Source organism: Streptomyces flaveolus, from assembly GCF_044765825.1.
Taxonomy (GTDB): Bacteria; Actinomycetota; Actinomycetes; order Streptomycetales; family Streptomycetaceae; genus Streptomyces; species Streptomyces flaveolus.
Genome location: NZ_JBIWKU010000005.1, coordinates 209,623 through 235,769, shown reverse-complemented (window position 1 = coordinate 235,769; position 26,147 = coordinate 209,623). Strand labels below are relative to the sequence as shown.

Annotated in this window: 21 protein-coding genes, 1 tRNA gene and 2 pseudogenes; 13 read left to right on the top strand and 11 right to left on the bottom strand. The window is 70.3% G+C overall.

What is annotated here, in order from left to right; genetic code table 11:
• Positions 1 to 8 precede the first annotated feature (8 nt).
• The 3 genes and pseudogenes from ACIRG6_RS17445 to ACIRG6_RS17435 all read right to left on the bottom strand — a co-directional run bounded on the left by ACIRG6_RS17445 (position 9) and on the right by ACIRG6_RS17435 (position 3,304).
• Complete coding sequence (locus tag ACIRG6_RS17445) at positions 9 to 1,964, bottom strand: APC family permease (protein ID WP_364683325.1); 1,956 nt, start codon at positions 1,962 to 1,964, stop codon at positions 9 to 11.
• 417 nt (positions 1,965 to 2,381) lie between these two features.
• A pseudogene (locus ACIRG6_RS17440) lies at positions 2,382 to 3,047 on the bottom strand (MarR family transcriptional regulator).
• Between the two features lie 119 nt (positions 3,048 to 3,166).
• Positions 3,167 to 3,304: a hypothetical protein gene (locus ACIRG6_RS17435; RefSeq protein WP_403323405.1), complete on the bottom strand. Its 138-nt coding sequence runs from the start codon at positions 3,302 to 3,304 to the stop codon at positions 3,167 to 3,169.
• 68 nt (positions 3,305 to 3,372) lie between these two features.
• Here ACIRG6_RS17435 and ACIRG6_RS17430 point away from each other — a divergent pair, with 68 nt between their 5' ends.
• Complete coding sequence (locus ACIRG6_RS17430; RefSeq protein ID WP_403323402.1) at positions 3,373 to 3,594, top strand: hypothetical protein; 222 nt, start codon at positions 3,373 to 3,375, stop codon at positions 3,592 to 3,594.
• Positions 3,595 to 3,730: 136 nt separating this feature from the next.
• Here ACIRG6_RS17430 and ACIRG6_RS17425 read toward each other — a convergent pair whose 3' ends face one another.
• A complete protein-coding gene (locus ACIRG6_RS17425) occupies positions 3,731 to 4,528 on the bottom strand; it encodes a maleylpyruvate isomerase family mycothiol-dependent enzyme (RefSeq protein WP_364683323.1) in 798 nt (265 codons plus the stop codon).
• A gap of 365 nt (positions 4,529 to 4,893) precedes the next feature.
• Entirely contained in the window at positions 4,894 to 5,460 is a 567-nt protein-coding gene (locus ACIRG6_RS17420; RefSeq protein WP_364683321.1) for a Uma2 family endonuclease, read from the bottom strand.
• Between the two features lie 373 nt (positions 5,461 to 5,833).
• On the opposite strand from ACIRG6_RS17420, the gene ACIRG6_RS17415 reads away from it, so the two are divergent.
• A complete protein-coding gene (locus ACIRG6_RS17415) occupies positions 5,834 to 6,157 on the top strand; it encodes a hypothetical protein (RefSeq protein ID WP_403323397.1) in 324 nt (107 codons plus the stop codon).
• 66 nt (positions 6,158 to 6,223) lie between these two features.
• Here ACIRG6_RS17415 and ACIRG6_RS17410 read toward each other — a convergent pair.
• Positions 6,224 to 6,297: transfer RNA gene (locus tag ACIRG6_RS17410), tRNA-Gly, on the bottom strand.
• A gap of 518 nt (positions 6,298 to 6,815) precedes the next feature.
• Between ACIRG6_RS17410 and dcd the strand changes: the two genes are divergently transcribed.
• Together dcd and ACIRG6_RS17400 are read left to right on the top strand one after the other, a co-directional pair.
• Positions 6,816 to 7,391 (top strand): dCTP deaminase, encoded by a 576-nt coding sequence (dcd, locus tag ACIRG6_RS17405; RefSeq protein WP_239765110.1) that lies wholly within the window; start codon positions 6,816 to 6,818, stop codon positions 7,389 to 7,391.
• A 13-nt stretch (positions 7,392 to 7,404) separates the two neighbouring features.
• Positions 7,405 to 7,902, top strand: coding sequence for a phosphoribosyltransferase (locus tag ACIRG6_RS17400; RefSeq protein ID WP_189230044.1), 498 nt, complete (start codon positions 7,405 to 7,407; stop codon positions 7,900 to 7,902).
• Positions 7,903 to 7,977: 75 nt separating this feature from the next.
• Here the strand turns inward: ACIRG6_RS17400 and ACIRG6_RS17395 are convergent, their stop codons facing one another.
• From ACIRG6_RS17395 to ACIRG6_RS17385, 3 genes are all read right to left on the bottom strand, one after another.
• Positions 7,978 to 8,973, bottom strand: coding sequence for a Yip1 family protein (locus ACIRG6_RS17395; protein ID WP_381692834.1), 996 nt, complete (start codon positions 8,971 to 8,973; stop codon positions 7,978 to 7,980).
• Between the two features lie 71 nt (positions 8,974 to 9,044).
• Positions 9,045 to 10,364, bottom strand: coding sequence for an FG-GAP repeat domain-containing protein (locus tag ACIRG6_RS17390; protein ID WP_403323393.1), 1,320 nt, complete (start codon positions 10,362 to 10,364; stop codon positions 9,045 to 9,047).
• Positions 10,365 to 10,509: 145 nt separating this feature from the next.
• A complete protein-coding gene (locus tag ACIRG6_RS17385) occupies positions 10,510 to 12,792 on the bottom strand; it encodes a (Fe-S)-binding protein (protein WP_318213690.1) in 2,283 nt (760 codons plus the stop codon).
• Positions 12,793 to 13,036: 244 nt separating this feature from the next.
• Here ACIRG6_RS17385 and ACIRG6_RS17380 point away from each other — a divergent pair, with 244 nt between their 5' ends.
• The 7 genes from ACIRG6_RS17380 to ACIRG6_RS17350 all read left to right on the top strand — a co-directional run bounded on the left by ACIRG6_RS17380 (position 13,037) and on the right by ACIRG6_RS17350 (position 21,008).
• Positions 13,037 to 14,194, top strand: a complete 1,158-nt coding sequence (locus tag ACIRG6_RS17380) for an MraY family glycosyltransferase (protein WP_403323660.1) — start codon at positions 13,037 to 13,039, stop codon at positions 14,192 to 14,194.
• 94 nt (positions 14,195 to 14,288) lie between these two features.
• Positions 14,289 to 16,145, top strand: a complete 1,857-nt coding sequence (dnaK, locus tag ACIRG6_RS17375) for a molecular chaperone DnaK (protein ID WP_239765116.1) — start codon at positions 14,289 to 14,291, stop codon at positions 16,143 to 16,145.
• The gene (gene grpE / locus ACIRG6_RS17370; protein WP_189230038.1) at positions 16,142 to 16,789 is read left to right on the top strand and encodes a nucleotide exchange factor GrpE; all 648 of its coding nucleotides are present in this window, start codon (positions 16,142 to 16,144) and stop codon (positions 16,787 to 16,789) included. Before dnaK ends, grpE begins: the two co-directional genes overlap by 4 nt.
• Before the next feature lie 42 nt (positions 16,790 to 16,831).
• Positions 16,832 to 18,022, top strand: a complete 1,191-nt coding sequence (dnaJ, locus tag ACIRG6_RS17365; protein WP_239765117.1) for a molecular chaperone DnaJ — start codon at positions 16,832 to 16,834, stop codon at positions 18,020 to 18,022.
• A 5-nt stretch (positions 18,023 to 18,027) separates the two neighbouring features.
• Positions 18,028 to 18,483 carry a heat shock protein transcriptional repressor HspR gene (locus ACIRG6_RS17360; RefSeq protein WP_239765118.1) on the top strand — a complete coding sequence of 152 codons (456 nt, stop codon included), beginning with the start codon at positions 18,028 to 18,030 and terminating at the stop codon, positions 18,481 to 18,483.
• A gap of 247 nt (positions 18,484 to 18,730) precedes the next feature.
• Positions 18,731 to 19,846: a sugar ABC transporter substrate-binding protein gene (locus ACIRG6_RS17355; RefSeq protein ID WP_364683310.1), complete on the top strand. Its 1,116-nt coding sequence runs from the start codon at positions 18,731 to 18,733 to the stop codon at positions 19,844 to 19,846.
• Positions 19,847 to 19,985: 139 nt separating this feature from the next.
• Positions 19,986 to 21,008 (top strand): helix-turn-helix transcriptional regulator, encoded by a 1,023-nt coding sequence (locus ACIRG6_RS17350; RefSeq protein ID WP_364683308.1) that lies wholly within the window; start codon positions 19,986 to 19,988, stop codon positions 21,006 to 21,008.
• On the opposite strand, the pseudogene ACIRG6_RS17345 reads toward ACIRG6_RS17350, so the two are convergent.
• Positions 20,971 to 21,210: pseudogene (locus tag ACIRG6_RS17345) on the bottom strand (helix-turn-helix domain-containing protein); the annotation flags it as partial. The gene ACIRG6_RS17350 and the pseudogene ACIRG6_RS17345 sit on opposite strands and share 38 nt — an antisense overlap.
• A gap of 113 nt (positions 21,211 to 21,323) precedes the next feature.
• Positions 21,324 to 22,340, bottom strand: coding sequence for a helix-turn-helix transcriptional regulator (locus ACIRG6_RS17340; protein WP_364683306.1), 1,017 nt, complete (start codon positions 22,338 to 22,340; stop codon positions 21,324 to 21,326).
• A 326-nt stretch (positions 22,341 to 22,666) separates the two neighbouring features.
• On the opposite strand from ACIRG6_RS17340, the gene ACIRG6_RS17335 reads away from it, so the two are divergent.
• Positions 22,667 to 23,002: a hypothetical protein gene (locus tag ACIRG6_RS17335; protein ID WP_364683304.1), complete on the top strand. Its 336-nt coding sequence runs from the start codon at positions 22,667 to 22,669 to the stop codon at positions 23,000 to 23,002.
• Between the two features lie 238 nt (positions 23,003 to 23,240).
• Positions 23,241 to 25,838: an ATP-dependent chaperone ClpB gene (gene clpB, locus ACIRG6_RS17330; protein WP_350721613.1), complete on the top strand. Its 2,598-nt coding sequence runs from the start codon at positions 23,241 to 23,243 to the stop codon at positions 25,836 to 25,838.
• Positions 25,839 to 26,147 lie beyond the last annotated feature (309 nt).

Below are 26,147 nucleotides of genomic sequence, written 5' to 3'. Positions count from 1 at the left end.
TGACGTCCTCAGCCGACGTGGACCCGGGGACGCCGGGAACGGTCGGGCTCGGCCTCGCGCAGGACCTCTCGGGTCACCGGGGCGACCTCTCCCTGGCCGAAGAGGAAGAAGCGGAGGAAGTTGGTGAAGGGGTTGCCCTCGGTCCACTCGAAGTAGATGTGGGGGATCTGGCCGGTGAGGTCACGGGCGTGGAGGAGAAAGGCGGCCAGGGCGTTGGAGACCGAGGAGCTCTCCAGGGTCAGGACGCGGTAGCGGTCGTGCATCACCTCGCCGCGCACGGTCAGGCCGGCCTCGAACTCCGAGGGGTCGGTGACGGTGACCTCGACGAAGACGAAGTCCTCGTGGGAGGGGATCTCGTTGTCGGCGCGGATCTGTTCGGTCTTGTCGCGGTACTCGGTGGCGTCCCGGTTGTCGGGCTCGTTGGCGATGAACCGGATCTTGCGGCTCGCGATGTCCCTGACGAAACGTTCCGCCGTCTCGTCCAGCGCGACATCGGTCACGCGGAGTTCGAAGGCGCGGGCGAGGCGGGACAGGAAGGAAACCAGGACGATGGCCGCGATGAAGCAGGCACCGATCTTGACGCCGTCCGGACGTTCGGCGACGTTGAGGACGGTGGTGTAGAGGAAGACCGCGGAGATGACGGCGAAGGCGATGGTCCAGCCCCGCTGCCCGGCCTTGTGGGCGGCGATGGTCACCGCGATGGCCGCCGAGCTGATCAGTACCAGGACGCCCGTGGCGTAGGCACCGCCCTGGGCGTCCACGTCGGCGTCGAAGATCCAGGTGACGAGGAACCCGACGAGCGTGAACACGATGACCATGGGGCGGACGGCGCGGGCCCAATGGGGCGCCATGCCGTAGCGGGGCAGGTAGCGCGGCATCAGGTTGAGCAGCCCGGCCATCGCCGAGGCGCCGGCGAACCAGAGGATGGCGATGGTCGAGACGTCGTAGACCGTGCCGAAGCCGTTCCCCAGGTACTCGTGCGCCAGGTATGCCAGGGCCCGCCCGTTGGCCGCGCCGCCGGATTCGAACTCCTTCTCCGGGATCAGCACGGTGGTGATGAAGCTGGTGGTGATCAGGAAGGCACTCATGATCAGGGCGGCCGTGGTGAGCAGCTTCTTCGTGTCCCGGATGCGGCCGGTGGGCTTCTCCTCCGTGTCGGACGCATCGCCCCGCACATGCGGCATCACGGCCACGCCCGTCTCGAACCCCGACAGGCCCAGCGCGAGCTTGGGGAAGACGATCAGTGCCACGCCGATCATGACGAAGACGTTGCCGTGCTCGGCGGTCAGGGCGCTGGACCAGTCGGTGACGACGTGCCCTTCGGTGGCGACATGCCACAGGCCCGAGACGACGACCACGACATTGAGCGCGAGATAGGTCCCCACCAGGACCACGGCGACCCCGATCGCCTCCAGGAAGCCCTTGAGGAAGACCGCGCCGAGCAGCGCGATCAGAATCAGGGTGATGATCAGTTGCTTGTCGTGCAGGGCATCGGCGAGGTGGGGGTTCTCCACCAGGTGGGTGGAGGCGTCCGCCGCCGACAGGGTGATGGTGATGAGGAAGTCGGTCGCGGCGAAGCCGAGCAGGGTGAGGACGAACAGCTTGCCCTTCCAGAAGGTCAGCAGCCGCTCCAGCATCGCGATCGAGCCCTGCCCGTGCGGGCTCTCCTCGGCCACTCGCCGGTAGACCGGCAGGGCACCCGCCAGGGTGACGATGACCAGCACGACGGTGGCGACCGGAGAGAGCAGGCCCGCGGCGAGGGCGGCGATGCCCGGCTGGTAGCCGAGCGTGGAGAAGTAGTCGACGCCGGTCAGGCACATCACCCGGTACCAGGGCCGGCCCTTGTGCGGCGGTTCGGGCTGGGCGTGCGGCCCCTGAAGACCGCCGTCCCTGCCCATGTCGGACAGGCCCTCCAGCATCCATGCCCGCAGGCGGCGGGGCGGCGGGTGCTCGGTGCTGGCCATCGGTGCGTTCTCTCTTGACGTGCGGCTGCCTGACGTGAGGCTGGGGCCCGGCCATCACACGGACGGCCTGGTCAGCGTAGGCAGAGAGTGACCCATGGGCCCGCGGATGAATCGGCCGGCCGCGTCAGGTTCCCGTTAAAACTCGGGTGCCGGGTGTGCGGTACCGCGACGAGAGCTGATCACTACGGTGCTTCCGAGGGGTTACGCCGTCCAGGGGAGAGGTGGCGAGCGGTGAGACTGTGAGGCTGCCCTGCTACGAGTCGGCTGCGGGAATCCCCTGTCACTCGATGCCGGAGCGCCGGGTCGGTGACGAAGACCCGCGGGTCGAGTGCGACGCGTCCGCCGCAGATGCGCTGCTGGGCCGCTTCAGCCGGCCGGCCGGACCTGAAGGCGGTCAGGCAGTGCTGTCCGAGGTCGTTACGGGCTTAGGGAGACGAAGTCGACGAAGCGGGCGATGTTCTCCAGGCGGGCGGCGGCGGGGGTGCCGGAGCCGAGGACGCCGACGCCCTGCCGGGCGACCTCGCCGAGGTGAGCGATGGAGCGGGCGCCGGCCATCGTGGACTAGTACATGACGTCGTCGTCGACGACGTAGCGCTCGCGGCGGCGTTCGTCGCGTTCCCGGCGGATGAGGCCCTGGCTCTCGAGGAACGCGACCGCCTTGGAGACGGATGCCGGGCTGATCCGGAGGTTCTCGGCGAGTTCGGAGGCGGTGAGGCTGCCGGCGTCGGTGGTGCAGAGGCCGGCCAGCACCCGGGCCGTCATCCTGGGCAGGCCCGATTGCATGAAGACCGTGGTGAACAACTCCTCGTACTCGCGTACGGCTTCGGCGTCGCGTCCGTGGGCCTGCGGGGGCGTGCCGGGGTTCCGGGAGGTGGCCTTCCTGCGGCGGTGGGCGCGGTGTTCGGTGGCGCGGTGGGCGAGGTCGGCGCGGTAGGCGGTGGGGCCGCCGTTGCGCATCACCTCGCGGGTGACCGTCGAGGTCGGGCGCTCCAGGCGCCTGGCGATCTCCGCGTAGGCGAGTCCGTCGGCCAGCCCCAGCGCGATCTGCCGGCGTTCCTGCTGGGTGAGCCTGCCTCCCGGCATTGCGGTCTCCTTCGTGGTCCGTGGTGTCTCCAAGATTCCGAAGGGGGACCGCTCGGACTGTCGGGCACCGTGGTGCCGGACACCGGCCCGGAGATCCCCGAACCGCACACCCACGCCTACTACCGGTACGAAGACGCCGGCGAGCCGAAGACGGTCGACGTCACCCGCCAGAACCCCTCCTGGATCTCCACCGGCGGAGACGTGATCTCCACGACCCAGGACCTCCACACGTTCATCTCCGCGCTGATGGGCGGCAAGCTCCTGCCGGCCCCGCTGCTGGCCGAGATGTGCAAGCCGCATCCCAAGGCCGGCTACGGCCTGGGCGTTGTTCGTGCAGGACGCGGGCGAAGGCGGCGGCACCGTCATCACCCACAACGGCGGCATGGCGGGCCACGCGGCACTGATGGACAGCACGCCCGACGGCAGCAAGACCCTGACCGCCGCGCTGAACCACGTCGACGACACCGCACTGTCCATGGCCGCGGCGTTCCAGAAGACGACGCAAGAGCTCCTCAAGGAGGTCTTCGGCAGCGGGCAGGCTCAGTAGACAGCGGCGAACGGCGTACAAGGCCCGGATCGATGATCCGGGCCTTCTTCGCGGAGCGGGTGACGGGAATCGAACTCGCCCCCTTAGCTCGGTGAGCCGGCCGGCGAACTCCTCTCCCCAGCTCCCCGTGCTTCCCCTACTCCTCCGGCTCCCACGCGCGGAGCAGGTCGAACAAGCCCGCGTCTCCCTCGACCTGCAGGGAGTCCGCCGGGATCCGGTCGTACACGAAGAGAACCAGCTCACTGGCCGTGCCGCGGACGGAGACGCCGGCCGCGTCCGGGCCCCCGTCGGCAGCGGCGACAGGCGTCGTGCCGGGCGCGGGGATACGGGCGGAGCGAGCGCCGTCGCCGTCGACCGTGAGGCGCCAGGAGCGGCCCTCGGTGGCGTGGAAGTCGAAGGCAGTGGGCTTGTGCGGCCAGGCACCCGTCGTTGCGACGCAGGTGTGCAGGAACTCCTCGACACCGTCGAGTGCCACATCGTCCGGCAGCGGCTGCGGGGCACCCACGGTGACCTGGGCGTCGTAGGTGTGCACCGCGAGCTGCTGGAGCTGGTGCCGGGCGACGGCGCCACAGGTCTGCGGCGACTGGGACGCCCCCCACCATGTCCAGCAACCGCGATCCGGGCCGGCCTCCCGCAGTGCGTCCAGCAGTTGCTCCGTGGACTCCGCCAACCAGGCCGACAGGGCCTCGCGCTCCCGGGGTGCGGCCGGGGCGCCCTCCGCTGCGGACTTGGCCGGAGCGGGCCCTGCGGCGACGGTGGCGGCCCAGGAGCGGCGCCCCTCGCCGATGTGCTCCGCCAGATCGAACAGCGTCCACTCCGGGCAGGTCGGCACCCGCATGTCGAGGGTGGGCGCGGAGGCGACCGCGGCGCGGAAGGCGCTCGACCGTTCGTCGATCAGTCGCAACAGAACGGGGAACGCAAGTGTCGTCGTCACGTGGACTCTCTATCACCGTGATCCGATCATGGGACAGTGATTTTCAACCCCGAGGCAACGGGAGGTCGCCGACGTGCTCGACCGCGGTGTTCGGTAAGGCCCGTGGCGCCCGTGGCGCGAATCCGCACAGCAGAAGGCCCGGGTCGATGACCTGGGCCTTCTTCGTGGAGCGGGTGACGAGAATCGAACTCGCGCTCTCAGCTTGGGAAGCGACGGCGCTCGGGTGGTCGCCCTCGCGCGCGCGGGTTCTACGCCTCCGGGCTCTGCCGGCCCGAGGGAGCCTCGGTAGCTTTCGCACGTCCGCAAAAGTCTTCCGGGCGCACACTGCAGGCCTGAGCAGCCCCTCTGACTGCCCTGCGACCGGTTCAGATCCGGCCGAGGTCGATCTCCGCTGCGAAGGGAGCGGTGATCTTCAGGGCGCCGGCGAACACGTCCCCTTCGCGGTACGTCCTCGTCGCGGGATCGAGCAGGTACGTATACACCAGCGGTGTGCCCGTCGCGGCCTGCTCGATCCGCCAGTAGAAGCCGATCCCGGCCTTGGCGTACTGGTCCACCTTCACGATCCGATCGGTGGTCTCCGAGCCCGGCGACACCACCTCGGCCACGAGCAGTACGTGCTCCGGACGGGTGGGCGTGATGTCGATCGTGTCCGCACGGTAGACGATGACGTCGGGGCGGCGATTGGTCAGCGGGACGTCCTGAAGCCGGACGTCGAAATCCGTGTCGGCGTTCCAGTCGGGGCCGGCTGCGGCGTCCAGGGCGTTCGCCAGGAGCCGGGCCAGCCGATTGTGTCGCTTGGAGGCGCTGGGGCTCACGACGACCATTCCGTCCACGATCTCGATGCCGGCGCACTGCTCCTCGGACCACGACTCGTACTCCTCGGCCGTGATCTGCTGGTGCATCCACGCCGGGGCCACCATCTCGGCAGTCATGACACGCCTCCCGGACACTGTGCGGCGGGCCCGATCCCGCTGCACTCAGCGTACTGACTCCCACGCGCCGGGGCGGCACGGAGACCTAGGTCGCCTCCCAGCCGTGGAGACGGCCGCCCTGATGCGGGAGCGCGGTGACAGCGGCCTCACCGTCCTGGCGTGGCTGCTGCCCCGATCGGCTTCGAAGGAGGGCGTCCATGGCCAGGTGCCGGATCAACGCGTGCTCTGCCCAAGGGATACCGCCACTGTCCGTTCTGCCTTCTTCCGCTGCACAGCCCTGCACGAGCGACTGGGGGAGACCGTCGGAGGTCCTCGCCTGGTACCGGCGTGCGGAACGAGGTGATCCCAGGTCATCCCGCAGATCGCTCGCCTGATGACGGCAGCCGTGGGGCCGGACGAGACCTTCGACTGGCTGACGTCGTGCGCGGATCACCGAGGCGAGGAGGGCGACCCGGACCAACGGTCCGCCGTGGCCGAGCCGCTCCGCATCGCGGGTCGCACGGACGAGGCACCCGCCTGGCTCGGCCGCGTCTCGCAGACCGGTGCCCTTACGCCTGGCGTCAGTTCGCCGAACCGCCGGCAGCGGCCGGTCGCCTGGGAGCCCTGCGGCGAGACCTCGAAACCGTGGAGGGTGGCCCCGCAGGCATACTCCGCATCAGTCTCCGGCAGTCCGGACGTGGCCCAGTCGCTGAACTGAGATGCGGCACGACCACGGCCCTGCACACAGCGCAAAGGCCCGGGTCGATGACCTGGGCCTTCTTCATGGAGCGGGTGACGAGAATCGAACTCGCGCTCTCAGCTTGGGAAGCTGATGTTCTACCATTAAACTACACCCGCGTAATCCGCCGACCGGAGTCGCTGGACGCTCGCTCACCATACCTCATCGTCGGCCCCCGGTGTTTCCGCCGTGGGGCCTGAGGGCGCTTCAGGGGGAGGAAGCGGCTGCGGAGGGCCGGAGTTGGGGCGTACCGTGGGGGCGTTCCCGAGGGTGCCCGGGAGGGCGGAGTGCCGCCTGGAGAGTCGTCTCTTTGATCCCGTAATGTGGCTTTCGTCGTCAGGGTAGTTCGCCAGACGCGGCTCTTGGGGAAGGGACTTGAAGGACTTGATGGATCACACCGTCCTCCGCTGTGCCGATGGGCACGTGTTCACCGCCGCCTCGTTCCCGATGCAGCAGGCCGAGCGGCTCGGGCCCGGCCGGCTCGTCCGATGTCCGCGGTGCGCGCGGCTGCGGAGTGCCGTGCCGGTGGTGTCGGAGAAGCGGTAGCCGGCCTCCGGGCACGGGGACCCGAGCAGTACCGGGCGCGCGGCGCGGCGGCGGTTGTCGCTGCTCCGCGCGCCTTGCGTATCCTCGGTGCGTGCTTCTCTCAGACAAGGACATCCGGGCCGAGATCGATTCCGGGCGGGTGCGTATCGATCCCTTCGACGACTCCATGGTGCAGCCGTCGAGCATCGACGTGCGCCTCGACCGCTACTTCCGGGTGTTCGAGAATCACCGGTACCCGCACATCGACCCCTCCGTCGAGCAGGCCGATCTGACCCGGCTCGTGGAGCCGGAGGGGGACGAGCCGTTCATCCTGCACCCGGGCGAGTTCGTGCTGGCCAGCACGTACGAGGTCGTCTCGCTGCCCGACGACCTGGCCTCCCGGCTGGAGGGGAAGAGCTCGCTCGGGCGGCTCGGGCTGGTCACGCACTCCACCGCCGGGTTCATCGACCCCGGGTTCTCCGGGCACGTGACGCTCGAACTCAGCAATCTCGCGACCCTGCCGATCAAGCTGTGGCCCGGGATGAAGATCGGGCAGCTCTGCATGTTCCGGCTCACCTCGCCGGCCGAGCATCCGTACGGCAGCGAGCGGTACGGGTCGCGGTACCAGGGGCAGCGGGGGCCGACCGCCTCCCGGTCCTTCATCAACTTCCATCGGACCCAGGTATGAGCAGGACGCGCGCATGAGTGAAGTACGGGAGAACCTGACCTACGAGCAGTTCGGCGTCGCCGTCCGCGAGCTCGCGCAGGCGGTCGCCGACGACGGGTACGAGCCGGACATAGTGCTCTCCATCGCCCGCGGCGGGGTCTTCGTGGCCGGCGGGCTGGCGTACGCGCTGGACTGCAAGAACATCCACCTGGTGAACGTCGAGTTCTACACCGGGGTCGGCACCACGCTCGAGATGCCGGTCATGCTCGCGCCCGTGCCCAACGTCATCGACTTCTCCCGCAAGAAGGTCCTCATCACCGACGACGTCGCCGACACCGGCAAGACGCTCAAGCTGGTGCGGGACTTCTGCCTCGACACGGTCGCCGAGGTGCGCAGCGCGGTGATCTATGAGAAGTCCCACTCGCTCGTCCAGTGCGAGTACGTGTGGAAGCGCACCGACGACTGGATCAACTTCCCGTGGAGCGTTCAGCCGCCCGTCGTGCGGCGCGACGGTCAGGTGCTCGACGCCTGAGCCGTCCGGACACGCGTCCGATACATGGGAAGGGCCCCCGGCGCCAGGCGCCGGGGGCCCTTCCACGCGGTGGGCTCAGAACGTGCCCAGCTTGACGATCGACAGCAGCGCGATCAGCTGGATCGCGGACGCGCCGAGCGCCTTCGGCCAGGGCAGGTCGTGGGAGCGGCTGACCATCGAGGTCAGCAGGGCGCCGGCCGCGACCCATGTCACCCAGCCCAGGATCTGCACGAAGGGCGCGTCGCCGCCGGCGAACATCGCGACGACCAGCCGGGGCGCGTCCGTGATCGACATGATCAGCATGGACAGGCCGACGGTGGGCTGCCAGGCGCCGTCGCCGCCGAGCTGGCGGGCCAGGGTGTGGGTGACCACGCCCAGCACGAAGGCGCTCAGCACCATCGCGACGGCCGTGGTCAGGACGATCGGGACCGCGTTCGACAGGGTCGCGTTGATGGCGTCCTGGCGGGCGCCGTCGAAGCCGAAGACCGCCAGCAGACCGTAGAGGAAGGTCACGACGAGGGCGGGGCCCCACATCGTGTAGTCCCGCATCTGGAGGAAGGTCTGGTTGGGGGCGGCGACGATGCCCTTCAGCAGGGCCTTCCAGTGCAGGCGCGGGCCGACCGGGCCGGGGGGCGGTGCCGCCGAGCCGGCGCGGTAGGTCTCGCCCTGGGTGTAGGGGTCCTCGCCGATCGCGAACGCCTGGGTGTGGCCAGGGTTGTTGGCCGCGTACGGGTCGTACGGGGGCTGTCCGCCGTGCGGGTGGCCGCCGTCGCCGAAGTACTCCGGCTCCCCGTGGCCGCCGCCCGGCTGCGGCCACTGCCCGCCGCCGGGTCCGCCGGGCCCGTACGGCTGCTGCGGGTACGGCTGCCGAGGCGCCGCGGGAGCGCCGTACGACGGTCCCTGCGGCGTCTGCTGCCCGTACGGAGGGTGTTGCGGTCGCGCGTGAGGAGCGCCGTTGTCCCGGCCGCGTCCGATCCTGAATCCAGCCACGCCTTCGAACGTACCTGGTCCCGGAGAGTGACGTGCGGGGGCCGGGCTTTCGAGGGGTCCTTTGCGGCCGAGCTGTGACATCCCCTACGGGAGGCCCCCGAGGCGGCCCCGAGGGCTCCCTGCGCGTCACCTCGGCCGTCGCCGCACGGCCCCTACGGGCTGAGGAACTCCGAGGTCGAGAACGTGACCGCGGCCCGCTCCGTCACCAGTCCCTCGGCCGCCCCGCGGTGGACCTCGACGGAGTCCTCGGTGTCCCCCTCGTACGTCCGCACCACCAGGTCCGCGCGGCCGTCGCCGTCGAAGTCGCCGACGGTCAGGACCCGTGCGGTGCCCCGGGCGGCGGGCGTCACGGTGACCGCGCCCCGGATGGTGGGGCCCGCCTCGCGGCCCGGCAGGACGCGGACACGGGTGCCGCTGGTGACCAGCTCGCTGAGGCCGTCGCCGTCGAAGTCGGCGACGTCGAGCACCGAACCGGGGGCGTCCAGGGTGCCGTGGGCGGCGGCGGGGAGGTCGTAGCGCAGGGCCGTGCCGGTCATGGCCCCCACGGCCGCGTCGAGGGACGCGCCCCGGCCGAAGGCGCCGAGGGCCACGTCGACGCCGGAGGGCAGGGTGGCGCCGGTGCGGGCGGGGCCGGCCGGGCCGCCGAGGACGACGGCGGCGGTGCCGGTACCCGCCGAGGTGCGGACGACCAGGTCGTCGTAGCCGTCGCGGTTCACGTCGGCGGAGGGGCCCGTGGGGGCCTCGCCCGGCGAGGCGAGCGGGGCGCCGGCCGCGTGCGGGGCGCCCTCGCGGGTGAAGGGGCCGCGCAGAAAGCTGAGGTGGCCGGCCGACGCGTGCAGGACCAGGTCCTGGGCGCCGTCGCCGTCGAAGTCGCCGCAGACCGGCCGGTCCGGCCAGTCGTTGCCGAGCCGGGCCCGGCCGGGCACGGTCAGGACCACCGCGCGGCCGGTGAAGCCGTCCGGGGAGCCGAAGAGGAGCTGGAGGGGCACCGGGGGGCGGCCCTGGCCGTCGTAGGGCGGGTCGGTGGTGACGACGAGGTCGGTGAAGCCGTCGCCGTCGAGGTCGCAGCCGGCCTCCGCCTCGAAGACGGCCGGCAACTGGCCCTGCACACGGGCCGCGTGCGTGGCCGGGGAGAGCAGTTGCCGGGCGCCCGGCACGAGTCCGTGCGACGAGCCGTAGACGATGCCGATGCCGGCGTCGTCGGCGTGGCTCTCGGCCTTGACGAGGTCGTTCAGGACGAGGTCGCGGTGGCCGTCGCCGTTGAAGTCGTCGGCGGTCCTGCTGCCCTTGCCGTGCGGGACGGGCAGCACGGCCGGGGCCTGGGCCGCGCGGACGGGGGCGTGCCCGGTGGCCGTGGCTCCGTCGGCGCCCGGGGTGTGCGACGGGCCGTGGCCGCAGGCGACGAGCAGCAGCAGGGAGCCGAGGGCCACCGCACCTGTGGTCGCCCGCCGCGCGCTTCTTCGCACGTGCACCGTTCACCTCGTCCGCATCACCCATCACCGAACAACACCCCGGTCATGATGCACGTGTTCGACCAACGGCGACAGCCCGGGAACGGCGACGCCCCCGGGTCCTGGTGGACCCGGGGGCGTCGGCCGGTCTGTCGTGGCCGTGGGGCTACTTCACCGGCTCGGGCGTCGGCTCGGTCTCCTGCTCGGCCTCGCCGGCCGGGTCGGCCGGGGTCCTGACGGAGTCCAGCAGAAGCTGGGCGACGTCGACGACCTGGATCGACTCCTTGGCCTTGCCGTCGTTCTTCTTGCCGTTGACCGAGTCGGTCAGCATGACGAGGCAGAACGGGCAGGCGGTGGAGACGATGTCCGGGTTGACGGAGAGGGCCTCGTCGACGCGCTCGTTGTTGATGCGCTTGCCGATCCGCTCCTCCATCCACATCCGCGCGCCGCCGGCGCCGCAGCAGAAGCCGCGCTCCTTGTGGCGGTGCATCTCCTCGTTGCGGACGCCCGGGACGGCGGCGATGATCTCGCGCGGAGGGGTGTAGATCTTGTTGTGCCGGCCCAGGTAGCACGGGTCGTGGTAGGTGATGATGCCCTCGACCGGGGTCACCGGGACCAGCTTGCCCTCGTCCACCAGGTGCTGGAGCAGCTGGGTGTGGTGGATGACCTCGTAGTCGCCGCCGAGCTGCGGGTACTCGTTGCCGAGGGTGTTGAGGCAGTGCGGGCAGGTCGCGACGATCTTCTTGGCCGACTTGGGCTTCGCCGACTCGGGCACGACCTTGCCGTCCTCGTCCATCTCCTCGCCGAAGGCGGCGTTGAGGGACATGACGTTCTCCATGCCGAGCTCCTGGAACAGGGGCTCGTTGCCGAGGCGGCGGGCGGAGTCACCGGTGCACTTCTCGTCGCCACCCATGATCGCGAACTTCACGCCCGCCATGTGCAGCAGCTCCGCGAAGGCCTTGGTGGTCTTCTTGGCGCGGTCCTCGAGGGCGCCGGCGCAGCCGACCCAGTACAGGTACTCGACCTCGGTGAGGTCCTCGATGTCCTTGCCGACGACCGGGACCTCGAAGTCGACCTCCTTGGTCCACTCCAGGCGCTGCTTCTTGGCCAGGCCCCAGGGGTTGCCCTTCTTCTCCAGGTTCTTGAGCATCGTGCCCGCCTCGGACGGGAACGCGGACTCGATCATCACCTGGTAGCGGCGCATGTCGACGATGTGGTCGACGTGCTCGATGTCGACCGGGCACTGCTCGACGCAGGCGCCGCAGGTGGTGCAGGACCACAGGACGTCCGGGTCGATGACGCCGTTCTCCTCGGCCGTGCCGATCAGCGGGCGCTCGGCCTCGGCCAGCGCCGCCGCGGGGACGTCCTTGAGCTGCTCCTCGGAGGCCTTCTCCTCGCCCTCCATCGTCTTGCCGCCGCCGGCCAGCAGATAGGGGGCCTTGGCGTGCGCGTGGTCGCGCAGGGACATGATCAGGAGCTTGGGGGAGAGCGGCTTGCCGGTGTTCCAGGCGGGGCACTGCGACTGGCAGCGGCCGCACTCGGTGCAGGTGGAGAAGTCCAGCAGGCCCTTCCACGAGAACTGCTCGACCTGGGAGACGCCGAAGACGTCGTCGTCGCCCGGGTCGGTGAAGTCGATCGGCTTGCCGCCCGAGGTCATCGGCAGCAGCGGGCCGAGGGCGGTGCCGCCCTTGGCGTCGCGCTTGAACCAGATGTTCGGGAAGGCGAGGAAGCGGTGCCAGGCCACACCCATGTCGGTCTTCAGGGCGACCGTGATCATCCAGATGAAGGAGGTCGCGATCTTCAGGCCCGCGAAGAAGTAGGTGAGGTTCTGGAGCGTGGAGACGTCCAGGCCCTCCAGCCACGACACCACCGGGTACGAGATGAAGAACGAGGCCTCGTAGCCGTCCACGTGGTGCTGGGCGCCTTCGAGCGCGTGCAGCATGAAGATGCAGACGCCGACGATGAGGATGACGGCCTCGACGAAGTACGCCTGGCCGAAGTTGGACCCCGCGAAGCGGGACTTGCGGCCCGGCTTCCTCGGGTGGCTCAGTTGCCGGATGACGATCAGGGCCAGGATGCCGAGCACCGTCATCGTGCCGATGAACTCGACGAAGACGTTGTACGGCGCCCATTCACCGATCACCGGCAGGAGCCAGTCGGCCTGGAACAGCTGCCCGATGGCGTTGACGATCGTCAGCAGCAGCGAGAAGAAGCCCACCGCCACGAACCAGTGCGCGACGCCGACGACGCCCCAGCGGTTCATCCGGGTGTGGCCGAGGAACTCCCTGACCACGGTGAGGGTGCGCTGTCCGGGTGCGTCGGTGCGCGTGCCCGCGGGCACGCTCTGGCCGAGCCGCATGTAGTTGACGATCTGCAGAACGGCGCGGGCGAACAGGGCCACGCCGACCACAATCAGAACCAGCGACACGACGATCGCGGCGAGTTGCATTTGGGGGCTCCTCGGGCCTGCGAGGGGGTGGGGCGGGGTTCTTCACCTACCCCGACATTACTAAGCGGTAACTTATGCAGTCCGTCTGAGACTACCCGCATCTCCAGCCGCACTGTAGTCAGCACCGCGGTGATCTGCGTCGCTGAGGCAACCCTGACCGCTCGGGAGCCGTCGCCCGTCCCCGCCACGCCGGACTGGACAGGACATTCGTCGCACATCGTGATATTCGGCTTAGTTTATGTCCGTGCTCTACGGGATCACTGCCGCCACCGCGTCTTTTCTCCTCGCCGCCCTGCTCACCGCGCTGCTGAGGGTCCCAGCCCTGCGTCTGGCCCTGGTCGACCGGCGCCGTGCGCGACCGGTGCCCCTGCTCGGCGGCGTGGCCGTCGTCCTCGTCACCGGCCTGGTCGCGGGCGCCTCTCAATGGGCGGGCGTCGTGCCGCTCGGCACGGGCGTGGTGCGCCTGCTCGTCGCCGGCTGCGCCGTCGGGGCGCTGGGCCTCGCCGCCGACCTCTGGCGGCTGCGGCGACGGTGGCTGCTGGCCGGCACGGCCGTCGCGGCGGCGTGCGTGGTGCCCTACGACGGGACCGGGCCGCTGGCCGGGGCGCTGGCGGTGGCCTGGATCGCGCTGGTCGCCATGGCCTTCCGGGGGCTGGACCACGCCGACGGACTGGCCGGTGCGGTGGGGGTCGTGACCGCCTTCGGCATCGGCGTCTGTGCGGCGGCGGAGCTGATGGACGGGCTCGCGGTGCTGCTGAGCGCGCTGGCCGCCGCGCTGGCCGGGTTCCTGCTGCACAACTGGCATCCCGCCCGGATCGCGTTCGGGGCCTCCGGGTCGCTCTTCGCCGGCTTCCTGCTCGCCGGATCGGCGGTGTTCACCCGGGCGGGCCAGGCGCCCGGTGCGGGTGCGGGGGTGCTGTTCGCGCTGACCGCGCTGGTGAGCGCCGACGCCGTCCTCGTCCTGCTGTCGCGCCTGCTGGCCGGGCGGCCCCCCTTGCGCGGTGGGCCCGACCACCTCGCCCACCGGCTGCGACGGCTGGGGGCCACGCCCCAGGGCGTGGCCGTGCTGCTCGGTGTGGGCGCCTTCTGCGGGGTGGTCGTGGGAGTGCTCGTGCACATCGGCCGGGTGGGGGAGACGGCCGTGCTGTGGGTGGCGGGCGCCTCGGTCACCGTGGTGCTGGGGCTGCTGCGCGTGCGGGTGTACGAGCCGCGGCGGACGGGCCCGGACACCGCCGTCCGAGGGAGCCGCCGGGTGCCGCCCTCGCGTCCCGCGACCGGGGTGCGCACCTCCCCCGGACCGTCCCCCCGGTCATCCCCTCGGCGAGCGAGTTTTCCGGTTCGTCAGGCCGCCGGTCCTGAAGAATCGCAGTTCAGCTGGCCATTGCGTGTAAGGAACGGATAAGAGTTGAGTCTGCCCGACTCACGTCTGTTGACCCAGCGGTGGGCGTCATGCACACTTGAGCCTGTTCCACTCAAGTCAGCTGGAGGAAATCACCATGGCACGTGCGGTCGGCATCGACCTGGGCACGACTAACTCCGTCGTCAGCGTTCTGGAGGGCGGCGAGCCCACCGTCATCACCAACGCCGAGGGCGCCAGGACCACGCCGTCCGTCGTCGCCTTCGCCAAGAACGGTGAGGTGCTGGTCGGCGAGGTGGCCAAGCGTCAGGCGGTCACGAACGTCGACAGGACCATCCGGTCGGTCAAGCGCCACATGGGCACCGACTGGAAGATCAACCTGGACGGCAAGGACTTCAACCCGCAGCAGATCAGCGCCTTCGTGCTGCAGAAGCTGAAGCGGGACGCCGAGTCCTACCTGGGCGAGAAGGTGACCGACGCGGTCATCACCGTCCCGGCGTACTTCAACGACGCCGAGCGCCAGGCCACCAAGGAGGCCGGCGAGATCGCGGGTCTGAACGTCCTGCGCATCGTCAACGAGCCGACGGCCGCCGCGCTGGCGTACGGCCTCGACAAGGACGAGCAGATCATCCTCGTCTTCGACCTCGGTGGCGGTACCTTCGACGTCTCGCTGCTGGAGATCGGCGACGGCGTCGTCGAGGTGAAGGCCACCAACGGTGACAACCACCTCGGTGGTGACGACTGGGACCAGCGCGTCGTCGACTACCTGGTCAAGCAGTTCCAGTCCGGCCACGGCGTGGACCTGTCCAAGGACAAGATGGCCCTCCAGCGCCTCCGCGAGGCCGCCGAGAAGGCCAAGATCGAGCTGTCCTCGTCCACCGAGACCTCGATCAACCTGCCCTACATCACGGCCTCCGCCGAGGGCCCGCTGCACCTGGACGAGAAGCTCACCCGCGCCCAGTTCCAGCAGCTGACCGCCGACCTGCTGGAGCGCTGCAAGACGCCGTTCCACAACGTCATCAAGGACGCCGGCATCCAGCTGTCCGAGATCGACCACGTCGTCCTCGTCGGTGGCTCCACCCGTATGCCCGCCGTCGCCGAGCTCGTCAAGGAGCTGACCGGCGGCAAGGACGCCAACAAGGGCGTCAACCCGGACGAGGTCGTCGCCATCGGCGCCGCCCTGCAGGCCGGTGTCCTCAAGGGCGAGGTCAAGGACGTCCTGCTCCTCGACGTCACCCCGCTGTCCCTCGGCATCGAGACCAAGGGCGGCATCATGACCAAGCTCATCGAGCGGAACACGACGATCCCGACGAAGCGCTCGGAGATCTTCACCACCGCCGAGGACAACCAGCCCTCCGTGCAGATCCAGGTCTACCAGGGCGAGCGCGAGATCGCGGCGTACAACAAGAAGCTCGGGATGTTCGAGCTGACCGGTCTGCCGCCGGCGCCCCGCGGCGTCCCGCAGATCGAGGTCGCCTTCGACATCGACGCCAACGGCATCATGCACGTGACCGCGAAGGACCTGGGCACGGGCAAGGAGCAGAAGATGACCGTCACCGGCGGCTCCTCGCTGCCGAAGGACGAGGTCGACCGCATGCGCCAGGAGGCCGAGCAGTACGCGGAGGAGGACCACCGCCGCCGCGAGGCCGCCGAGTCCCGCAACCAGGGCGAGCAGCTCGTCTACCAGACCGAGAAGTTCCTCAAGGACAACGAGGACAAGGTCCCGGGCGAGATCAAGACGGAGGTCGAGGAGGCCGTCGCCGAGCTGAAGGAGAAGCTCAAGGGCGAGGACTCCGCCGAGATCCGCACCGCCACGGAGAAGGTCGCCGCCGTCTCGCAGAAGCTGGGCCAGGCCATGTACGCCGACGCCCAGGGTGCGCAGGCCGCCGGCGGCGAGGCCCCGGGCGCCGGTGCCGGTGCCGGTGACAAGGCCGCCGACGACGACGTCGTCGACGCCGAGATCGTGGACGACGAGCGCAAGGACGGTGCGGCGTGACCGAGGAGACCCCGGGCTTCGACGAGAAGCCCGACGTCCCCTCTGGCGCCACGCCTGACGCCGCCGAACCGAAGGCCGCCTCCGAGGAGGAGGCGGCCCCGGCCGGGGACGCGAGTGAGAACGCGGGCCTGGTGGCCCAGCTGGACCAGGCACGCACGGCGCTCGGCGAGCGCACGGCGGACCTCCAGCGCCTCCAGGCCGAGTACCAGAACTACCGCCGTCGGGTGGAGCGGGACCGCGTCGCGGTCAAGGAGGTCGCCATCGCGAACCTCCTGTCCGAGCTGCTCCCCGTGCTCGACGACGTGGGCCGCGCCCGGGAACACGGCGAACTCGTCGGCGGATTCAAGTCCGTCGCGGAGTCGCTGGAGACCACCGTGGCCAAGATGGGCCTCCAGCAGTTCGGCAAGGAGGGCGAGCCCTTCGACCCGACGATCCACGAGGCCCTGATGCACTCGTACGCGCCGGACGTCACCGAGACGACCTGCGTGGCGATTCTGCAGCCGGGGTACCGGATCGGCGAGCGCACCATCCGCCCCGCGCGGGTGGCGGTGGCCGAGCCGCAGCCGGGGGCGCAGACCGTCAAGGCCGAGGAGCCGGCCGAGGCGGCCGACGACAAGGAGAACGGTGGCCCGGAGGAGGGCTGACGTCACGACGTACGCGTACGCAGGAGAGGAGGGACGTCGGGGATGAGCACCAAGGACTTCATCGAGAAGGACTACTACAAGGTCCTCGGCGTCCCCAAGGACGCCACCGAGGCCGAGATCAAGAAGGCGTACCGGAAGCTCGCCCGCGAGTTCCACCCGGACGCCAACAAGGGCAACGCCCGGGCCGAGGAGCGCTTCAAGGAGATCTCCGAGGCGAACGACGTCCTCGGTGACGCCAAGAAGCGCAAGGAGTACGACGACGCCCGCGCGCTCTTCGGCAACGGCGGCTTCCGCCCGGGGCCGGGCGCGGGCGGCGGCGGCACCTTCAACTTCGACCTGGGCGACCTCTTCGGAGGCGGCGCCCAGGGCGGCGGGGCCGGCGGCTTCGGCGGCGGTCTCGGCGACGTCTTCGGGGGCCTGTTCAACCGCACCGGCGCCGGCGGTCCCGGCACCGGCACGCGGACCCAGCCGCGGCGCGGCCAGGACATCGAGTCCGAGGTCACCCTCAGCTTCACGGAGGCCATCGAGGGCGCGACGGTCCCGCTGCGCATGTCCAGCCAGCAGCCCTGCAAGGCCTGTTCGGGCACCGGCGACAAGAACGGCACGCCGCGCGTGTGCCCGACCTGCGTCGGCACCGGGCAGGTCGCCCGGGGCTCCGGCGGCGGCTTCTCGCTGACCGACCCGTGCCCGGACTGCAAGGGCCGCGGCCTGATCGCGGAGAACCCCTGCGAGGTCTGCAAGGGCTCCGGACGCGCCAAGTCCTCGCGGACGATGCAGGTCCGCATCCCGGCCGGGGTGTCGGACGGGCAGCGCATCCGGCTGCGCGGCAAGGGCGCACCGGGCGAGCGGGGCGGCCCGGCGGGCGACCTGTACGTGGTGGTGCACGTCAAGGACCACCCCGTCTTCGGCCGCAAGGGCGACAACCTCACCGTCACCGTCCCGGTCACCTACGCCGAGGCGGCCCTCGGCGGCGAGGTCCGCGTCCCGACCCTGGGCGGACCCCCCGTCACGCTGAAGCTGCCGGCGGGCACACCCAACGGCCGCACCATGCGCGCCCGCGGCAAGGGCGCGGTACGCAAGGACGGCACCCGCGGCGACCTCCTGGTCACCGTCGAGGTGAGTGTCCCGAAGGACCTGACGGGGAAGGCTCGTGACGCGCTCGAGGCGTATCGCGAGGCGACCGCGGACGAGGATCCGCGGGCGGAGCTGTTCCAGGCCGCGAAGGGAGCTTGATGGGGATGGACGGTCGTCGGCGCAATCCGTATGAACTGACCGAGGACACCCCGGTCTACGTCATCTCGGTGGCGGCCCAGCTCTCCGGTCTGCACCCGCAGACCCTGCGCCAGTACGACCGCCTCGGCCTGGTCTCCCCGGACCGTACGGCCGGGCGCGGCCGGCGCTACTCGGCCCGTGACATCGAACTGCTCCGCCAGGTGCAGCAGTTGTCGCAGGACGAGGGCATCAATCTGGCCGGAATCAAGCGCATCATCGAACTGGAGAACCAGGTCGCCGCGCTCCAGTCCCGCATAGCGGAGCTGTCGGACGCGCTGGAGGGCGCGGCCACGGCGATGCGTCAGCGGGAGGCGGCGGTGCACGCCTCGTACCGCCGTGACCTGGTGCCGTACCAGGAGGTCCAGCAGACCAGCGCGCTGGTGGTGTGGCGGCCCAAGCGGCAGCAGCAGGCGCCCGACTGACGGCGCGTGAAGGTTCCCGCGAAGGGGCCCGGAGGCTCGGGTGAGCCTCCGGGCCCCTTCGTGTGTCCCTCGTGTGGGAGGCATGTGCAGGGACCCGGGAGACGATTCCGCTCCGTCTCCACGTCGGCTGCGGAGCGTGGTGTTGTCATCTCGTTAAGTGGTTCCGCTTGACGGTGGGGGCGCCGACGCGTTGGCTTTTCAGTCACCTGGGTTGCAATGCGGCCCCCGCGTCCGGAAGGCACCAGAAGTGAGCTCCTGCATCCGTCGTATCGCCATATCCGTGGCCGCGTCCACGATGACCGTTTCGCTGGCCGGCTGCGGGGTGCTGGGCGCTTCGGAGAGCAGCGACGACGCGAGCCCGTCCAAGGGCAACGACATCACGGTGGGCCTGCTGCTTCCTGAGACGGAGAACACGCGCTACGAGCAGTTCGACCACCCGTACTTCGTGAAGAAGATCGCCTCCCTGACCCGCAACGAGGGCAAGGTCGAGTACGCCAACGCCGGGGCGGACGAGGCCAAGCAGGCCGAGCAGATGCAGAAGATGATCGACGACAAGGTCGACGCGATCGTCCTGGACGCCGTGAACGCGCAGTCCATCGCGTCGAGCGTGCAGAAGGCCAAGGACGCCGGTATCCCGGTCATCGCCTACGACCGGCTGGCCGAGGGGCCGATCGCCGCCTACATCTCCTTCGACAACGAGCTGGTCGGCGAGGTCCAGGGACGCTCCCTCATCGAGGCGCTCGGTGACCGTGACAACCCGGCCAAGGTCGTCATGATGAACGGCTCGCCCACCGACCCGAACGCCAAGCAGTTCAAGGCCGGTGCGATGTCCGAGCTGAACGGCAAGGTGACGATCGCCCAGTCCTTCGACACCAAGGACTGGAAGCCGGTGAACGCCGAGGCGAACATGGCCGAGGCGATCCAGTCGATCGGCAAGGACAACATCGCCGGCGTCTACTCCGCCAACGACGGCATGGCGGGCGGCATCATCAAGGCCCTGGAGGCCGCAGGTGTCACCGACCTGCCGCCGATCACCGGCCAGGACGCGGAGCTGCCGGCGGTCCAGCGGATCGTCTCCGGCGAGCAGTACATGAGCGTCTACAAGTCCTACCCGCAGGAGGCCGAGAACGCCGCGGAGATGGTCGTGGCGCACATCCAGGGCCGGGACATCCAGTTCGACGCGCTCACCCGTGACAAGGTCGACAGCCCCAGCCACCAGGGCATTCCGGCGCAGCTGGTGCCGGTCGTCGCCCTGACGAAGGCCAACATCAAGGACACCGTCGTGGCGGACGGCTTCTACAAGGTGTCCGACATCTGCACGGCGAAGTTCGCGGCGGACTGCGCGGAGATCGGGCTGAAGTAGCCGTCGGCCGCCGCCCGGGCATTCCCGTGCGAACCGGTGTCTTCCGGCCGCCGCCCGGGGCGGAGCCGTGTTGCGGACCCGGTCCCGGCCGCGCATAGTTGCGCTGCGGAAAGAGCCGGAACCGGGGGTGGGATGGGCGATGGCCGGGCACGGGGCTCAGGAGCATCCGCACGGTGCCGACCGGCTGTGCGCGGTCGGGGACCGCGTGTACTCCCGGGCCGTACGGCGCGGCCGGGTGCCGCGCCGGGACGCGGAGCCGGTGCCCTGCCTGCTGGAGCTGGCCCTGCTGCACCCGGACCCCGACGACATGGACTGGCTCGTGCCGACCTCCCCGCAGGAGGTCATGACCCGGCTGCTGCGCGGGGTGTACGACGAGGTGAGGGCCAGCCAGCGGCGGGTGGGCTCGGCGGTGGAGGCCTTCGAGCGGTACGCGGGCCTCGGCCGGCGCATCGAGGCGTCGGCGGCCACGGAGGGCACGGCGATCCGGGTGCTGGACGGGCTGGCCCGCATCCAGGCCGCGATGGACGAGGCGACGGAGGCGTGCACGACGGAGGTGCTCACCGTCCAGCCGGGCGGCATCCGGCGCGAGCACGAGCTGTCGGAGGGGCTGCACCGGGCGCTGGCGCTGCGCGGGCGCGGGGTGCGGATGCGGGACCTGTACACGCACGTGGCCCGGCACGGGCAGGGGCTGCTCAACTACCTGGAGCTGATGGGTGACGCGGTGGAGGCCCGCACCCTCGACGAGGTCGTCGACCGCCTCATCCTGTTCGACCGCACGGTGGCGTTCATCCCCGCCAACACCGACCGCACGATGGCCCTGGAGCTGCGCCACCCCGCGCTGGTGGCCTACCTGGTGACGGTCTTCGAGCGGCTGTGGCGGCTGGCGATCCCCCTGACGGCGCCGCTTCCCGACACCGGTTTCGAGGGCGTCTCGCACCGCGAGCAGTCCATCGCGGCGCTGCTGGCGGAGGGCCACCAGGACGCGGTGATCGCGGAGCGGCTGGGCATCAGCGTGCGGACGTGCCGGGCGCACATCGCGCGCCTGTCGGAGACCCTGGGCGCGGCCAGCCGGACCCAGCTGGGGGTGCGCATCGCCCAGGCCGGCCTGGACGGCTCGCCCTCCGTCAGCGTTCCTGGTCGAGAATCCCCGACTGTCCGATGAGATGACCGAGCTGAGCCCGGCTCTCGCTGCCGAGGGTGGCGGCGAGCCTGGCGATGCGGACGCGGGCGGTACGGACGTTCATACCGAGGCGGTCGGCGATCGAGGCGTCCGTGTGCCCTTCGACGAGGAGGGCGGCGATGGCGCGTTGGCGGGGGGTGATCCCGTTGACGGTGGGCTGCTGGACCGCTTGGGGGTGGCGAGGTGCCAGAGGCGGTGCGGTCCAGGCCACCGCCCCCACTCACTCCCTCAGCGTGCTGGAGGGTTCGAGACCCGCCTCGCACAGGCCCTCGTCCCGGTGCCGGTGCGGCCTGAGGGTCACGTGCGGGTTTCTCCGCCCAGGCCGGGGGACCCGTGCTCCAGGACCCCCGACTGGGCTATGAGATAGCCGAGTTGGGCACGGCTGCCGCTGCCGAGCACCGTCGCCAGTTTCGCGATGTGGGCACGGCAGGTGCGCACGTTCATGCCGAGACGGCGGGCTATCGCCTCGTCCACGTGGCCCTCCACCAGGAGCTTGGCGATCGAGTGCTGGATGTCGGTGATGCCGTCGGGGGCCGTTTCGTACGGGGCGCCGGCGGTCAGCGGGACCGCCCGGCTCCAGATGAACTCGAACACCTTGATCAGGTAGCGGACAAGGCCTGGGTGACGGATCTCCAGGGCGACCTGACGGTCCTCACGGATGGGGATGAAGGCGACCGTCTCGTCACAGATGATGAGGCGCTCGACGAGTTCGTCGATGGTCCGGTACTCGACCTTGCCGTTCACGAACTGGTCCACGTAGGCGAGGCGTTCGGGGTTGTACCGCGCGGTGTGCTGGTAGAGGGTCCGGATGCGCACCCCCCGCTCGATCAGCGGCTTGTCGCGCTCCAGCGCCTCCAGGAGGCGGTTCTCGGCGCTGCGGGCGCTGCTGCTCGGCTGGACGGTGAGCATCTCGGTCCGGCACTGGGCCGTGGCCAGGTCGAGAGCCGCGTTGATGCGGTCCAGGCCCTCCAGCACACTGATGGAGTGGGTGGGGGCGGTGGCCTGGACGCCGAGGGCCATGAACGGCTCGAAGACTTCGGAGAGCGCGATCGACAGCCGTCGGTGCTCGGTGATCTCCCGCTCGATGGGGTTGAGCCGCTGGGCCAGGGCGATCGCCGGAGGCACGGGGCGCAGCCATTTTGCGTCGTCAGGATCGGGATGAAGCAGGGCGAACTCCATCAGGCACGGAGCGGACTCGGCATCCGTCCGCAGGACGCGTCCTGTTCGCAGCGCATCCGCGTAGAGGCGCCTTCCGTCCTCACAGAGCTCGGTGACCGTGTGGGGATGTGTCGTGTTGGTCCCATTTGCTATCAAATCTCCACCCCCCAGGGTCCTGAACGTGCAGGAACATGATGCACCGATTGTGTGGCCATGACGTGCCTGAATGAGCCATCGTCTTATCCGACGGGGGACAGAGGGGATCTTCAAGTGAGGACGAAGCCGACTATGCGTAAGAAAATGCTTCGCTCGGTGCTTGTTGTCGCCGTCTCCGCCGTTGTGGCCTCTGGAGCTCTGGCTGGCCTCTCCGGTGCGAAGAGCGACGCGCACGGTGCGGTTGTGGGAGCCGAGACTGCGCTCGCCGTCACGGTCGGCGGCGAGGCGGTCAGTCTCCCGGCGGACAGCAAGTGGGACTGATCGACATGACCACTCCACCCGACGACCGCTCCTTCCGCCGTGAGATGGCCACCGCCTACCGCTCCGGCTGGCACTTCATCGATCTGGTCACCGCGATCCCCCACGCCGGTGACTCGCTGATGGTGACCGTCTTCGGTGAGCCGGTCGTCGTCACGCTGGACGACGACGGCGACGTGCGGGCGTACCGGTGTCTGCGACGGCCCCGGGGGGCGCCGCAGCCCGTGCGGTGCGCCGTCCGATACGGAATGATCTTTGTGAACCTGGACCAGAGGGACCACCGGCTCGCGCAGCCGGAGGTCCCCGAAGTGAGGACCATCTCGGCCACCCCCCGCAGTGCCTGACGCGATTCCCCCGTCGTAACAAATCGCTCAGGTGCTTCCCCCCGGCAGCGGCGTCACCGTGACCTGAACACGGTGACGCCGCTGTCGTATGCGGGGACATTTCCAGGTATCGCCAGGTTCTCCGCCTGACCGGAAAGACGCTCGCGGTGCAGGTCCCCCGCCGTTTCCTCCTTGAGTGGAATAGACTCAACTTTGTGCACGTTGACCGAGTCAGCACCGCTAGGAGGGAAGCCAGAACGTGGACGCCGAGCTGACCAACCGGAGCCGGGACGCGATCAACGCGGCCAGCAACCGGGCCGTGACCGAGGGGCACCCCGACCTCACCCCCGCCCACCTGCTCCTCGCTCTGCTCCAGGGGCAGGACAACGAGAACATCACCGACCTGCTCGCCGCCGTAGAGGCCGACCTCGCCGCCGTGCGCTCCGGCGCCGAGCGCATCCTCGCCGGGCTGCCCAGCGTCACCGGATCCACGGTCGCGCCGCCGCAGCCGAACCGTGAGATGCTCGCCGTGGTCGCCGACGCCCAGGCCCGCGCCAAGGAACTCGGGGACGAGTACCTCTCCACCGAGCACCTGCTCCTCGGCATCGCCGCGAAGGGCGGCGCGGCCGGTGAGGTACTGGAGGGGCAGGGCGCGAGTGCGAAGAAACTGCAGGAGGCCTTCCGCAAGGCGAGGGGAGGGCGCCGCGTGACCACCGCCGACCCCGAGGGCCAGTACAAGGCGCTGGAGAAGTTCGGCACCGACCTGACCGCCGCCGCCCGCGAGGGCAGGCTCGACCCGGTCATCGGGCGGGACCAGGAGATCCGGCGGGTCGTGCAGGTGCTGTCCCGCCGCACCAAGAACAACCCCGTCCTCATCGGTGAGCCCGGTGTCGGCAAGACCGCCGTCGTCGAGGGCCTCGCCCAGCGGATCGTCAAGGGGGACGTGCCCGAGTCGCTGAAGGGCAAGCGGCTGGTCTCGCTCGACCTGGGCGCGATGGTCGCCGGAGCCAAGTACCGCGGCGAGTTCGAGGAGCGGCTCAAGACCGTCCTCGCCGAGATCAGGGACTCCGAGGGCCAGATCATCACCTTCATCGACGAGCTGCACACCGTCGTGGGGACCGGCGCCGGCGGCGACTCCGCCATGGACGCCGGGAACATGCTCAAGCCGATGCTCGCGCGCGGTGAGCTGCGCATGGTCGGCGCGACCACGCTGGACGAGTACCGGGAGCGGATCGAGAAGGACGCCGCCCTGGAGCGGCGTTTCCAGCAGGTGCTGGTCGCCGAGCCCACCGTCGAGGACTCCATCGCGATCCTGCGCGGGCTCAAGGGCCGCTACGAGGCCCACCACAAGGTGCAGATCGCCGACAGCGCGCTGGTGGCGGCCGCCGCCCTCTCCGACCGGTACATCACCTCCCGCTTCCTGCCCGACAAGGCCATCGACCTCGTCGACGAGGCCGCGTCCCGGCTGCGCATGGAGATCGACTCGTCCCCCGTCGAGATCGACGAACTCCAGCGTGCCGTCGACCGGCTGAAGATGGAGGAGCTGGCGATCGGCAAGGAGACCGACGCCGCCTCCCTGGAGCGTCTGGAGCGGCTGCGCCGCGACCTCGCCGACAAGGAGGAGGAGCTGCGCGGCCTCACCGCCCGCTGGGAGAAGGAGAAGCAGTCCCTCAACCGGGTCGGCGAGCTGAAGGAGAAGCTCGACGAACTGCGCGGGCAGGCCGAACGCGCCCAGCGCGACGGCGACTTCGACACCGCCTCCAAGCTCCTGTACGGCGAGATCCCGACCCTGGAGCGCGACCTGGAGGCCGCCTCCGAGGCCGAGGAGGAGGTTGCCAGGGACACCATGGTCAAGGAGGAGGTCGGCGCCGACGACATCGCCGACGTCGTCGCCTCCTGGACCGGCATCCCCGCCGGCCGCCTGCTGGAGGGCGAGACGCAGAAGCTGCTGCGCATGGAGGACGAGCTCGGCAAGCGGCTGATCGGGCAGACCGAGGCCGTGCGGGCCGTGTCCGACGCCGTACGGCGCAGCAGGGCCGGGATCTCCGACCCGGACCGCCCGACCGGCTCGTTCCTCTTCCTCGGCCCGACCGGTGTCGGCAAGACCGAGCTGGCCAAGGCGCTCGCCGACTTCCTCTTCGACGACGAGCGGGCCATGGTCCGCATCGACATGTCGGAGTACAGCGAGAAGCACAGCGTCGCCCGGCTGGTCGGTGCCCCGCCCGGATACGTCGGGTACGAGGAGGGCGGCCAGCTCACCGAGGCCGTGCGGCGGCGGCCGTACACCGTCGTGCTGCTGGACGAGGTGGAGAAGGCGCACCCCGAGGTCTTCGACATCCTGCTCCAGGTGCTGGACGACGGTCGTCTCACCGACGGGCAGGGCCGCACCGTCGACTTCCGCAACACCATCCTGGTGCTGACCTCCAACCTGGGCAGCCAGTACCTGGTCGACCCGCTGACCGGGGAGGAGGAGAAGAAGGAGCAGGTCCTGGAGGTGGTCCGGACGTCGTTCAAGCCGGAGTTCCTCAACCGGCTCGACGACCTCGTGGTCTTCTCGGCCCTGAGCAAGGACGAGCTGAGCCGGATCGCGCGGCTCCAGATCGACGCGCTCGCCCGGCGGCTCGCCGAGCGCCGCCTCACCCTGGAGGTCACCGACGACGCCCTGGCCTGGCTCGCCGACGAGGGTATGGACCCGGCCTACGGCGCCCGCCCGCTGCGCCGCCTCGTCCAGACCGCGATCGGCGACCGGCTCGCCCGGGAGATCCTCGCCGGCGAGATCAAGGACGGCGACACGGTCCGCGTGGACCGTTTCGGCGACGACCTGATCGTGGGCCCGGCGAGCGGCAAGACGCTGTAGCCCCGGCGGTCCCGGCGCGGCCCGTCACCCCCCGTGGGGTGGCGGGCCGCCGTACGTCGCACGGTGAACGCGCAGCACCGCGCCGGCGCCGGGCAGGTGTGCGCGAGCCGCCCGTGGACACCCGGACGGAGGAGCGGAGGGACGCGCCGCGGCGGATGTCCGGCAGACTCACGCCCGTACGCGCCCCCACCGCCGTCCGCCGGGGCCGTCCGACCGGCCGGATCGTGTCAGCCCAGGGCTGACAGGGCCACGGCGGGCTTGCCACGCCCCTCCCCGCATGGGGGAGGATGGTGTGATCCGTACGAAGGG

Bases quoted from the DNA above. Each gene is read 5' to 3' on its own strand.
- ACIRG6_RS17420 (WP_364683321.1), bottom strand. From the start codon at position 5,460: ATGACTGCCGAGATGGTGGCCCCGGCGTGGATGCACCAGCAGATCACG.
- ACIRG6_RS17385 (WP_318213690.1), bottom strand. From the start codon at position 12,792: ATGCAACTCGCCGCGATCGTCGTGTCGCTGGTTCTGATTGTGGTCGGC.
- ACIRG6_RS17395 (WP_381692834.1), bottom strand. From the start codon at position 8,973: ATGTCACAGCTCGGCCGCAAAGGACCCCTCGAAAGCCCGGCCCCCGCA.
- dnaJ (WP_239765117.1), top strand. From the start codon at position 16,832: ATGAGCACCAAGGACTTCATCGAGAAGGACTACTACAAGGTCCTCGGC.
- ACIRG6_RS17335 (WP_364683304.1), top strand. From the start codon at position 22,667: ATGACCACTCCACCCGACGACCGCTCCTTCCGCCGTGAGATGGCCACC.
- ACIRG6_RS17360 (WP_239765118.1), top strand. From the start codon at position 18,028: ATGGACGGTCGTCGGCGCAATCCGTATGAACTGACCGAGGACACCCCG.
- ACIRG6_RS17400 (WP_189230044.1), top strand. From the start codon at position 7,405: ATGAGTGAAGTACGGGAGAACCTGACCTACGAGCAGTTCGGCGTCGCC.
- ACIRG6_RS17415 (WP_403323397.1), top strand. From the start codon at position 5,834: ATGACGGCAGCCGTGGGGCCGGACGAGACCTTCGACTGGCTGACGTCG.
- ACIRG6_RS17350 (WP_364683308.1), top strand. From the start codon at position 19,986: ATGGCCGGGCACGGGGCTCAGGAGCATCCGCACGGTGCCGACCGGCTG.
- dnaK (WP_239765116.1), top strand. From the start codon at position 14,289: ATGGCACGTGCGGTCGGCATCGACCTGGGCACGACTAACTCCGTCGTC.
- ACIRG6_RS17445 (WP_364683325.1), bottom strand. From the start codon at position 1,964: ATGGCCAGCACCGAGCACCCGCCGCCCCGCCGCCTGCGGGCATGGATG.